Genomic DNA, 11,155 nt, shown 5'->3' on the forward strand with positions numbered 1-11,155 from the left:
GCCCCGCCATCAGATCAGCAGCGCGTGGATCGTGTCGGCCAGCTCGTCCGGGTTGATCGGCTTGCGCAGGAAGACGATGCGGCATCCATCCACCAGCAGGTCGTCCAGACTTTCCGTCTCCGGCGGGTAGCCGGACATCAGGACGGTCGGCAGGTCCGGATTCTCCTGCCGCAGCGCGCGGGCCACCGACGCCCCGCCGACCTGCGGCATCACGAGGTCGGTCACCAGAAGATCGAAGGCCCCGCCATGGTCGGCGTAGGCGCGCAGGGCATCCGCTCCATCGGCGGCGCAGACCACCCGCATGCCCATGTCCTCCAGCGTCAGGCGGATGAAGTCGCGCACCTGCGCCTCATCCTCCACCAGAAGGACGGTCGCGGCCATCGACAGCCCCTCCATCTCGTCGTCCTCCGCGTCGAGGAGGATGGCGTCGTCCAGACCGGGGGCGTCCGCGTCCGGCAGCTCCGCAGCGTCCTCCACCGGGAAGCGGAGCGTGAAGACGGTGCCGCGCCCCAAGTCCGTGTCCACCTCGACCGCGCCGCCGGCCCGCGCGACCGTGGAATAGACCAGCGCCAGCCCCAGCCCGGTCCCCGCCCCCGGCTCCTTGGTGGTGAAGAAGGGTTCGAAGATGCGGTCGACCACCGCCGGGTCGATGCCGCAACCGGTGTCGGCGACGGTGATGGTCACGCCGGGAGCGTCCGTCCGCTCCATCGCAATGGTGATCGGCCCGCCCTCCGGCATTGCGTCGCGGGCGTTGAGGACGAGGTTGAGCAGCGATTGATGCAGCAGGGCGGGGTCGATGGTCACCACCGCCCCGCTGCCCGCGCCCGTGATCCGCAGCGGGTGGCGCTCGCCCAGCGTGGGGCCGAGGAAGCGGCGCAGATCGTCGATCACCGCGCCGACGCGCACGGGCCGGGCCGCGTCGGTCTGGCCGGGCCGCCCGAAGCTGAGCAGCTGGGCGGTCAGGCCGGAGGCGCGGTCGGTCGCCTTGACGATCTCGGTCAGGCACCGTTCGACCCGCGGGCGGTCCTGCGGGGCGCGGCGGGCCATCTGGGCGAAGCCGCCGATGGCCGTCAGCATGTTGTTGAACTCGTGGGCGATGCCGCCGGCCAGTTGGCCGATGGCCTGCATCTTCTGCGCCTGCTGGATGGCGCGCTCCGCCTGCTTGCGCCCGGTGATGTCGGTGAGGACGAGGAACCACGCCGCCTCTCCCTCGACCGCGAAGGGGTGGATGCCGACCTCAAGCTCGCGCAAGGCGCCCTGCGCCGTGACGAAGCGGGCCTCGACCGGCGGCGGTGCCTCCAGGCCGCTGCCGGGCGGTGGCAGCCAGTCGAACAGGCGCTGCACCCCGTCGAACTCCGTCGCCTCGACCAGCGGGATACGCAGCATGGCCTCGGGATCGCCGTTGCCCAGAATCAGCGCGGCGGAGCGGTTGGCGAAGCGCAGCCGCAGCCCGTCCCAGATCAGGATGCCATAGGGCGCCATCTCGACCAGCCGGCGGTAGCGCGCCTCGCTGTCGGCCAGCGCCTCCTCGTGGCGTTTCAGCTCGGTGATATCGGTGAGGATCTTGACCACACCGCCGAAGCGCGTGGCGTGCTCGCTGATGCGGTACCAGCGCCCGTCGCCGAGTTGGTGGTCGGTCGGCGGCCCGCTGCGGGTGTGGCGGTTCAGCCGCTCGGCGATCCAGTCGGACGGGTCGCCGAGATCGTCGCCGGCCGCCCCCCGCTCGACCGCGACGCGCAGCAGGTCGGCGAAACGGACGCCGGGAACCAGATGGTCGGACAGCAGCGGGTAGGCGGCGCGGTAGCGGTCGTTGCACAGCACCAGCCGCCCATCGGCGCCGAACAGCACGAAACCTTCGGACACGCAACCGATGGCGTCGGACAGCAGCGCACGGAAATGCGTCTCGCCCTCTCCTGGGTGACGGCTCGCCGGACTCTCCACGACGGCGTCGAGCTGGTCCCGCAGCACCCGCAACGGCTCACGCAGATGAGCCAGCGCGCCGGGCGGCGCGGCGGACAGCCGCGCGCCCAGGGTGTCGAGGAGTTCCGCAAGCTCTTGGTCGGGCCGGTCCATAACCCGGCATTCAACCATTACGCCCGGTCCCCCCGCCAGTTGATTCCGCGCTCAGCCCTGCTTCGGGAAATGGTGATGGCCGTGGTCGCAGACGCCGCGCGAATGCTTGTCGTCGCAGCTTTCGCCGGACGCGGTCAGGCCGATCCAGGCGTGCAGCGTGTTGGGGTCGAATCCGGCCTTGCGGTCCGCCCCGACCTGGAGCAGCGGGCGGCGGATCAGGTCGCGGTCGGCCAGCAGGGCGGCCAGCGCCGACTCCTCGTCCAGCTCGTCGGGCTTCACGGAGCCGGTCTTCACGGCGGCGGCGCGGCGGTTGAACCAGTCCTCGACCGGACGGTCCCCGAAGAAGGGGCGCAGGGTTTCGGCGGTGAGGGGCTCGGCGGCCAGATCGCGCTCCACCAGCGTGTGACCGGCGGCCTGGAGCTGAAGCTTCTGCTTGGCGTTCGCCGTGCAGCCGGACAGACCGTAAAAGATGACTTCCGTCATGGGGTTGGTGCTCCGCATCGAAACAGGACGAATTAGGTCCAGTCTACCGGCGCGGGGACCGGGGGTGCCGGTGACGGAATGTCGCACCCCCGGATTGTCGAACGGCTCGGCTGTTCGCCAATCACTTTATGCGCTTCAGCGAGTCCTCGACGTAGGCGTTCGTGTAGGTCTTGGACAGGTCGATGTCCGTCGTGGCAACGGCCTTGTCGAAAGCCTTCAGCACCTTGTAGGCGGCCTCCGCCCCCTCCTGGGAGAAGCGGCCGTCGGGCGAGTAGGTCGGCTTCGAATGCTCGAACGCCTGGGCGTAGAGCGTCTGGTTGCCGAGGAAGTATTCCGGCGGCAGGACCTTCAGGACGTCCTCGGTCTTGGCCTGATCCAGCCACTTCAGCGTCCGCACGAAGACGTCGACCAGCGCCTGGGTGGTCTTCGGGTTCTCCTTGATGAAATCCGGCGTCGTGTAGAGCACCGCCGCCGGGTACGGCCCGCCGTAGGTGTCCAGCGTGCCCTTCTCCGTCCGGGTGTCGGCGATGGTGGTGACGTCGCCGTCGGCCTCCAACTGGCTGATCACCGGGTCGAGGTTGGCGATGGCATCAATCTCGCCACGCTTCACCGCGGCCACCGCGCTGGGGCCGCCGCCGACACCGATGAAGGACACATCCTCCGGCGTCATGCCGTGCTGGGTCAGCAGGTAGTTGACCATGAAGTTGGTCGAGGAGCCGGGAGCGGTCACGCCGATCTTCTTGCCCTTCAGCTCCTTGATCGACGTGATCGTGCCGGCCTTGTTGACCGCGGCGAGGACGATGCCGGGATAGCGGCCCAGCAGGGCAACCGCGGTGATCGGCTGGCCTTTGGCCTGCATCTGCACCGTGTGGTCGAAGGCGCCCGTCACGATGTCCGCCGAACCGCCGACCAGCGCCTGGAGGCTCTTGGCGCCGCCGCCGAAGTCATTGATCTCGACGTTCAGCCCGGCCTCCTTGAAGTAGCCGAGCCGCTCCGCCACCGTCAGCGGCAGGTAATAGAGCAGCGGCTTGCCGCCGACCGCCAGCTTCAGGTCCTTCTTCTCGACCTGCTGGGCGTCCGCCCCGCCGATGCCGAAGGCCAGGACCACCGCCGCGGCCGCGATCACGCTTTTCATACGCATGGCTTCCCTCCCGATTTTGTGAGCTTGGCGCAGTCATCCCTGCGCGTTGGTCGTCTGCGCCTCCTGCGGGCGCCAGTGCAGAAGGCGTTTCTCGATGACGGTCACCACGGCGTCGATCACCACGACGAAGATCGTCAGCACCAGCATGCCGGAGAAGACGCCGACCGTGTCGAACACCCCCTCCGCCTGATGGATGCGGTAGCCGAGGCCGGCGGCGGAGCCGAGATACTCACCCACCACCGCGCCGACCATGGCGAAGCCGACCGCGGTGTGCAGGCTGGAGAAGACCCAGGACAGGGCGGACGGCAGATAGACGTGCCGGAACAGGTGCCGGTTGCTCGCCCCCAGCATCTTCGCGTTGGCCAGCACGACCGGGCTGACCTCCTTTACGCCCTGGTAGACGTTGAAGAAGACGATGAAGAAGACCAGCGTCACCCCCAGCGCCACCTTCGACCAGATGCCGAGGCCCAGCCACAGCGCGAAGATCGGCGCCAGCACCACCCGCGGCAGCGCGTTGACCGCCTTGATGTAAGGGTCGAAGACGATGGAGACCAAGGGCGCGCGGGCGAACCAGAATCCGAAGGCGATGCCCGCGATGGTGCCGATGGCGAAGGCCAGCGCGGTTTCCAGAAGCGTGATCCCGAGATGGTACCAGATCACGCCGGACGCGAAGTCGCTCCAGGTGCGCTCCAGCACCGCCAGCGGTGTGCCGAAGAAGAAGGGACTCAGGATCTTCGTCGCGGTCAGGACGTGCCAGAGCAGGAAGAAGCCGACCAGAACGGCGACCTGCAGCAGCAGGATCACCGGGCGGCTCGGCAGACGTTTCACACGGGCCACGGCCATGGGGTCCTCACGTCAACTTGGTCTGGGCGTAGCCCTTGAGAACTTCCTCGCGGAGCTGCCCCCAGATTTCCCGGTGCAGGTCGAGGAAGCGCGGCGTCATGCGGATCTCCGCCACGTCGCGCGGGCGCTCCAGATCCACCCGGTACTCGCCGATCAGCCGGGCGCCGGGGCCGGCGGACAGCACCAGCACCCGGTCGGACATGGAGATGGCCTCCTCCAGGTCGTGGGTGATGAAGACCACGGACTTGCGGTCCGCCGACCACAGGTCCAGCAACTCGTTCTCCATCAACTGCCGCGTCTGGATGTCGAGCGCCGAGAAGGGCTCGTCCATCAGCACGATCTTCGGATCGACGATCAGCGTCTGGGCCAGCGCCACCCGCTTGCGCATGCCGCCGGAGAGCTGGTGGGGGTAGCGGTCGCCGAAGCGCTCCAGCCCGACGCGGGCCAGCCAGGGGCGCGCCCGCTCCTCCGCCTCGCGCCGCGGCACGCCGCGGAACTCCAGCCCGGCGGCCACGTTCTCCAGCGCCGACTTCCAGGGCATCAGCGCGTCGGCCTGGAACATGTAGCCGGCGTGCGGATTGATGCCGTCGACCGGCTCCCCGAAGGTCAGGGCGCGCCCGGCGCTGGGGGCGAGAAGCCCCGCCGCGACGTTCAGGATGGTGGATTTGCCGCTGCCGGTCGGCCCGACGATGGACACGAACTCCCCCGCAGCGACCGACAGGCTCACGCCCTGGACCGCCGTGTAGGTCTCCCCGCGTCCGTCGGGCGATGGAAAGGTGCAGGTCACGCCGTCCAGGCGGAGCGCGGCCTTGTCCGCCCCCTCCGTCCGCAGGGCGGCCGCCACGGCGGCGCTGTCTGACATCAATGCGTTCCGTCCCTGATGGTCGTTTTCACGGCATCTTGGCGGAATGAGGCGGCCTCGGCAATGGGCACCACCAACAATCGTTGTTGCGAAGGATAAGGGTCAGTCCAGCCGCGCGAAGAAGGCCATGATCGCCGCCCCTACCCCTTGCGGCCATTGATGCGGGTAGAAGCGCCCGTTGCGTGTCCGGTCGTCGGCCAGCGGGCACCACAGAACCGGGTTCTCCTCGCCCTCGGCGCCATAGCGCCGGCAGTTGAAGCGGTGCGGCTCGTCCGGCTCGCTGCCCGTCGGCAACCCGTCCTGGGCCAGCAGCGCCCGGCGCAGGCGCAACGCTTCTGAGACCGGAACCAGCTCGTCGCGCGGGTTGTGCAGGACCATGGCGGCGACCGGCCCGCCGCAGTCCTTGGGCCGCGCGGACCCGCCCCCGACGCTGGCCAAGCCGCGGATCACCCCGCCCCGCGCGCAGGCGAGGCTGTTGGCGAAAGACCCGCCCAGCGAATGGCCAACGACGAACACCCGGCCCATGTCGATGCAATAGCGCGCCGCCATGCTCTCCAGAACGGCGTCGAACAGACGGAAATCGCGCAGCCGGTCCGGTGGGTCGCCGGAATCGGACCAGACGTTCAAGCCGCGGGAATCCTTCAGACTGGCAGGATAGACGATGATCGCCGGCTCCCCCGCCTGCCCTTCCAGGCCGAAGTAGCGCCGCACCTCGGCGTTGCTGTTGGTCCGCCCGTGAAAGGCAACGACGAGGCTGTGCGGACGCTCAGGGCGGTAGCCATCCGGCACGGCCACGATCACGCCGCGCGCCGCCCCGTCCAGAGTCACATGGTCGGGCACCGTTGCCGGGGCCGGCGCTCCGCAGCCGCGCGACAATTGCTGCGGCGCCACATTATTAACCAATTCCGCCGATAAGCCCTGAAAGGACCACAGAATCAGCATGGCCGCGGCGCAAAATGCGCAAAATTGTTTCACCATTCACAGACCGAACGATCGCCTTCCTCCATAAACAGTCTGCGGCGAGGGTCGTTGCACCTTTGGGCAGGCTTGGCGTTAACCATCACGCAAGCATTTCCCGGCACCCTCCTTCCCAGAGCAAGGAGGTTTCGATGCCGGTTCGCGCGACTGCACGCATGATGGTTCTGGGGCTGCTGCTGGCCGTCGGCTCGTCTGGAGCCGCGACCGCCGACAGCCTGTCGGTGAACCGTCCGAACCCAGTGCCGCCCCCCGTCGCCTCCGACTTCCCCGACGCCACGCTGGTCCGCGTCGATCAGGTGGACTCCACGACGCTGCGGCTGGACGGCATCATCACGCCGGCCGTGGAGCAACGCTTCTCCGACGCGCTGCGCAGCGTGCCGGCCGGCCAGCCGGTGGTGGTCGAACTGTCCAGCCCCGGCGGCTTCACGACGGCGGGCTACCGCATGATCGACCTGATGCTGGCGGAACGGCAGGCCGGGCGTGCCGTCGCCACCCGCGTGGCCGGCGGGCAGTCCTGCGAGAGCATGTGCGTCGGCCTCTATCTGGCCGGCTACCCGCGCTACGCCGCGCCAACCGCCGAGTTCATGGTGCACGCCCCGCGTCTGGCCGAGAACGGCCGCATGACGCTGCGCTCCACCGACCAGATGGTGAAGCGTCTGGTCGCGCTGGGCGCCGCCCCGGCTTGGATCGAGCGGGTGCGGGCCGCCGGCGGTTTTTCCGGCAGCCTCGATTACCGCGACAACGCCGACCATCTGGCGGCGGTGGGCGCCAACATCGTCACCCACCTGATCCGCTAACGTCTTTTACGCTTCGCTTTCCACGAGACGCCGCGCGATCTCCGGCATGACCGCCGCGTCGACGTTGGCGAAGGCAAAGCGCAGGTAATCGTCCTGGCCGGGACCGAACATGGAGCCGGGCAGGCACAGGATGTTGTGATCGCGCGCCAGCCCCTCGGCCACCTCACGGGCGCGCTTGCCGGCGAAGGGATGCCGGACATAGGCGAAGTAGGCCCCGATGCTGGCGATGCGGTACCCGGTGCCGCTGGCCTCCATCGCCGATTGGAAGGCGTGGACGCGGGCCAGGATGTCGCCCCGCTTCTCCGCCACCCAGCCGTCCAGGTTCTCCAGCCCGTACAGCGCTGCCTTCTGCCCGACATGCGGGGCGCAGATGGCGAGGCAATCCATGACCTTGCGTGCCTGGGACAGCAGACCGGCGTCGGCGATTACCGCGCCGACCCGATAGCCGGCGAGGCTGTAGACCTTGGAGAAGCTGTAGAGCTGGACCAGCGTGCGCTGCCAGCCGGGCCGCTGGAACAGTCCGTGCGGCGCCCGCCCCTCCCAATCCGGAAAGTCGCGGTAGGTCTCGTCGAGCAGCAGCGTCACACCGCGCCGCTCGCACAGTTCGTACAGCGCTGCGATGGCCTCGGGCGAGGCGATGGCGCCGGTCGGGTTGTTGGGGGAGATCAGCACCAGCGCGCGGGTGCCGGCGTCGATCAGCCGCTCGGCCTCCGCCGGGTCGGGGACCAGCCCGTTCTCCTCGCGCAATGCCAGCGGCCGGGCCTCGATGCCCAGCATGTCCAGCGTCATCTTGTGATTGAAGTACCAGGGAGCGGGCAGGATCACGTTGTCGCCGGCCCGCGCCAGCCCCATCACCGCCACCGCGAAGGCCTGGTTGCAGCCGGCGGTGATGAGCACCTCGTTCGCCGCGACCTCCGCGCCATAAAGCAAGCCGGTGCGCCGGGCCAGCGCCGCGGTCAGCGGCGGGATACCGTCGATGGCGGTGTAGCGCGCGGTGTCCGGCGCCAGCACCTGCTCGGCCAGATGGGCGGTCAGCGCGTCGGCGGGCGGGTAGCCGGGCACCGCCTGACAGAGGTCGATCAGCGGCTTGTCCGCCGGAAAGCTGCGGCCCTCGACCCAGCGCCACGCCTCGGCGATGGGCGGGGCCTCGGTGGCGGCGACGAGCGGGTTGACGTCTCTGCGGTCCATTCCCTGATGTCCAGTCTGCGAGGTCCGATTTTTATGGGGCGCCATGGTGGACCGCGTCGCCGGGCTCACGCAAGGGACCAGCGCGGGAAGACCACGCATGGCAGGCCAAGCGGAGGCAAAGCAGGGGTCAGGCGCCGCCCAGCACCGCGTCCGGCTTTCGGCCCACCAGGGACTCATAGACCTCGGGGTCGGTCGCCCCCTCCGATCCGAAGACCAGCACGCGGGCATCCGGGGCGAGGCCCAGGCTGGCGCGGGTCGCCGGGTCCGCCGCGGCGCAGAGCAGGCCGGCCAGACCGGCCACGCCGGACTCCCCGCCCACGATGGGCCGCCCGCCGTGCCGACCCTCGGCCAGCAGGCGCATGGTCGCCACCGCCGCGTCGTCGGGGACGGTCAGGAAATCGTCGGCCCCACGCTCCAGGATCGCCCAGGCCAGCAGGGACACCTCACCGCAGGCCAACCCGGCCATCAGCGTCTCCAGATCGCCCTTGGACGGCGTCGGACGGCCGTTGACGGCGCTCTGGTAGAGGCAGTCGGCGGCGTGCGGCTCCACCACCACGAAGCGCGGGCGCTGGCGGCCCAAGCTTTCCCACAGATGGCCGCAGACGGCGGCGGGCAAGGCCCCCACCCCGCCTTGCACGAAGACGTGGGTCGGGCGCTCGCTGGCCGGAAGCTGGCCGATCGCTTCCTCCACCATCACGGTGTAGCCCTGCATCACGTCGCGGGGGATGTCCATGTAGCCGGTGTAGGAGGTGTCGGAGACGACGTGCCGGCCATGCTCCCGCGCGTCCACCGCGGCCTGCCGCACCGCGTCGTCGTAGTTGCCCGCGACACGGACGACGCGGGCGTCGAAGGACTCGATGGCCTGCTGCCGCCCTTGCGAGCAGTTTCCGGGAATGTAGATGACGCAGCCGCAGCCGAACACCTGCGCGCCCCAGGCGACGGAGCGGCCGTGGTTGCCGTCGGTCGCCGTGGTCACCGTGATGCCGCGGGTCACCTTGGCGTAGCGCCCGACCACCAGATCCAGCGCGGTCACCGGCACGCCGGGCACGCGGGCCTGCACCTCGCGCACCAGAAGGCGCAGCACGGCGTAGGCGCCGCCCAGCGCCTTGAAGCTGTGCAGGTTGAAGCGGCTGCTCTCGTCCTTGTACCAGATGCGGTCAATGCCGGCGGCGCGGGCCAGCCCGCTCAGCGAGCGCAGCGGGGTCGGGGCGTACCCCGGCCAGGCACCGATCTCCGTCATCGCGTCCTGGAAGGCGGCGCGGCTCAGGATCGCCCGTTCCGCGGAGCCGTAGGGCTGGTCCGTGTCGGCGCGCGGATTCGAAAAAAGACGCGGGGTGCCAAGCGGCGGCAGGTCGGACATCGTGTTCGCTCTCCAGCGCCGCAAGGACGGCCGCAGTCACGAAAGCATTGCCGGCCACGCCGCGTCAAGCCACGCGCGTTGTCCCCGGACAAAGCGCCGCGAGCTGTGCTAACAGCGCCTCCCCCCGCGGTCCGGCCAGTGTGCCGAAGGCGGCGGGGTCCCCGTTCCTCAAGGAGATGGTTCCGTCGTGACGACCGGTTTCAACACCACCGCCGCCGACCAATTGAAGCAGTTCGCCGACCGCATGGAGCGGTTGATGGACGAGATCGACGGCCTGAAGGCCGACCTGAAGGACCTGCGCAGCGAGGTCAAATCCGCCGGCTTCAACATCAAGGCGCTCGACAAGCTGGTCGCCATCCGCCGCAAGGACGCCGGCGAGCAGGAGGCCGAGCTGCTGAACGACCTGATGCTCTACGCCCACGCCACCGGCACGCCGCTGGACATCGTGGTCCCCGAGCCGGCCGAGTAACGACTTAAACAAAGGATTGTTGCGAAGCCGCATCATGATTGTTCCGGGAGCGCAACATGACGTTTCGCTCCCGGAACATGTCGTTGCGAAAGCGCATCAAAGCGCTGAAAGCTTAGCGCTTCCACTCGCGGCTGGATTTCACGAAGTCGGTCAGGGTGACGCCGATCTTGTCGTCCACGATGACCACCTCGCCGCGGGCGACGAGGACGCCCTCCACATAGACGTCGGTCGGGTCCTTCAAGTGCCGGTCCAGCTCCACGACGGCGCCGCGGCCCAGCTTCAGAAGGTCGCGGACACGCAGCATGGCGGTGCCGATGACCACCTTGATCTCGACCGGCGCGTCGCCGATGGCGAAGGCGTCGCTGCTCATGTCGTCGGACGAGCCGGCGCCCAGCAGATCGTCGATGTTGGCCATGCCGCACTCCTTCAACCCGGGTCAACCGGACCCTTCAACCGACTAGAGGTACCGCACCGGGCGCGCCGGGGCAACGGCGACCGTCGCCACAGCCTGCGACAAGGAAGGGAAACAACAGCGCAGATTTGGTTTTCCTGCGCCGCCTTGTGTTTGATACCCTGACTTCCCGACGTGAAACCAGCCGCGAAGGCAGAGCCATGACGACCGATTCTCAACGCCCGCTGGTGGACAGCGCCTGGCTGAAGGGCGCCCTCGACCGCCCCGACCTCGTGGTTCTGGACGTGCGGACGCCGCCGGCGGGCGGCTTCATCCCCGGTTCGATCCATTCCGACTACGCCAAGGCCGGCTGGCGGGCGACGGTGGATGGCGTTCCGGGCCTGCTGCCCGAGACCGCCGTTCTGGAAGGGCTGATCGGCGGGCTGGGAATCGGCAACGGGGATCACGTCGTTCTGGTCGCCAGCGGCCTCAGCGCCGCCGACATGGGCAACGCGACGCGCGTCTATTGGACCTTCAAGTCGCTGGGCCACGACCTGTCTCTTATACACA

The 11,155-nt window shown here is 69.0% G+C and carries 12 protein-coding genes; 3 read left to right on the plus strand and 9 right to left on the minus strand.

Features of this window, described 5'->3' with window-relative positions:
- Positions 1–9: 9 nt before the first annotated feature.
- From Q4I23_RS12925 to Q4I23_RS12950, 6 genes are all read right to left on the minus strand, one after another.
- Entirely contained in the window at positions 10–2,073 is a 2,064-nt protein-coding gene (locus Q4I23_RS12925) for a hybrid sensor histidine kinase/response regulator (RefSeq protein ID WP_498526487.1), read from the minus strand.
- Between the two features lie 51 nt (positions 2,074–2,124).
- The gene (locus Q4I23_RS12930) at positions 2,125–2,556 is read right to left on the minus strand and encodes an ArsC/Spx/MgsR family protein (RefSeq protein ID WP_498526488.1); all 432 of its coding nucleotides are present in this window, start codon (positions 2,554–2,556) and stop codon (positions 2,125–2,127) included.
- Positions 2,557–2,677: 121 nt separating this feature from the next.
- On the minus strand, positions 2,678–3,697 hold the full coding sequence (locus tag Q4I23_RS12935; RefSeq protein WP_498526489.1) for an ABC transporter substrate-binding protein: 1,020 nt from the start codon (positions 3,695–3,697) through the stop codon (positions 2,678–2,680).
- Between the two features lie 33 nt (positions 3,698–3,730).
- Positions 3,731–4,540, minus strand: a complete 810-nt coding sequence (locus Q4I23_RS12940; protein WP_454018233.1) for an ABC transporter permease — start codon at positions 4,538–4,540, stop codon at positions 3,731–3,733.
- 7 nt (positions 4,541–4,547) lie between these two features.
- Complete coding sequence (locus Q4I23_RS12945; protein WP_498526490.1) at positions 4,548–5,402, minus strand: ABC transporter ATP-binding protein; 855 nt, start codon at positions 5,400–5,402, stop codon at positions 4,548–4,550.
- A 102-nt stretch (positions 5,403–5,504) separates the two neighbouring features.
- Entirely contained in the window at positions 5,505–6,293 is a 789-nt protein-coding gene (locus Q4I23_RS12950; RefSeq protein WP_498526491.1) for a CE1 family esterase, read from the minus strand.
- Between the two features lie 218 nt (positions 6,294–6,511).
- Here Q4I23_RS12950 and Q4I23_RS12955 point away from each other — a divergent pair, with 218 nt between their 5' ends.
- Positions 6,512–7,177, plus strand: a complete 666-nt coding sequence (locus Q4I23_RS12955; protein WP_014240222.1) for an ATP-dependent Clp protease proteolytic subunit — start codon at positions 6,512–6,514, stop codon at positions 7,175–7,177.
- 6 nt (positions 7,178–7,183) lie between these two features.
- Here the strand turns inward: Q4I23_RS12955 and Q4I23_RS12960 are convergent, their stop codons facing one another.
- Together Q4I23_RS12960 and Q4I23_RS12965 are read right to left on the minus strand one after the other, a co-directional pair.
- On the minus strand, positions 7,184–8,365 hold the full coding sequence (locus Q4I23_RS12960) for an aminotransferase (protein WP_498526492.1): 1,182 nt from the start codon (positions 8,363–8,365) through the stop codon (positions 7,184–7,186).
- Between the two features lie 127 nt (positions 8,366–8,492).
- A complete protein-coding gene (locus Q4I23_RS12965) occupies positions 8,493–9,725 on the minus strand; it encodes a diaminopropionate ammonia-lyase (protein ID WP_454018229.1) in 1,233 nt (410 codons plus the stop codon).
- Between the two features lie 187 nt (positions 9,726–9,912).
- Here Q4I23_RS12965 and Q4I23_RS12970 point away from each other — a divergent pair, with 187 nt between their 5' ends.
- Positions 9,913–10,194 carry a DUF2312 domain-containing protein gene (locus tag Q4I23_RS12970; protein WP_014240219.1) on the plus strand — a complete coding sequence of 94 codons (282 nt, stop codon included), beginning with the start codon at positions 9,913–9,915 and terminating at the stop codon, positions 10,192–10,194.
- A gap of 112 nt (positions 10,195–10,306) precedes the next feature.
- Here Q4I23_RS12970 and fliN read toward each other — a convergent pair whose 3' ends face one another.
- Positions 10,307–10,609 carry a flagellar motor switch protein FliN gene (gene fliN, locus Q4I23_RS12975; RefSeq protein WP_014240218.1) on the minus strand — a complete coding sequence of 101 codons (303 nt, stop codon included), beginning with the start codon at positions 10,607–10,609 and terminating at the stop codon, positions 10,307–10,309.
- Between the two features lie 197 nt (positions 10,610–10,806).
- On the opposite strand from fliN, the gene Q4I23_RS12980 reads away from it, so the two are divergent.
- The coding region (locus tag Q4I23_RS12980; RefSeq protein ID WP_498526493.1) for a rhodanese-like domain-containing protein at positions 10,807–11,155 on the plus strand (349 nt) is incomplete at its 3' end.

Source organism: Azospirillum sp. UFLA03-27, assembly GCF_059803775.1.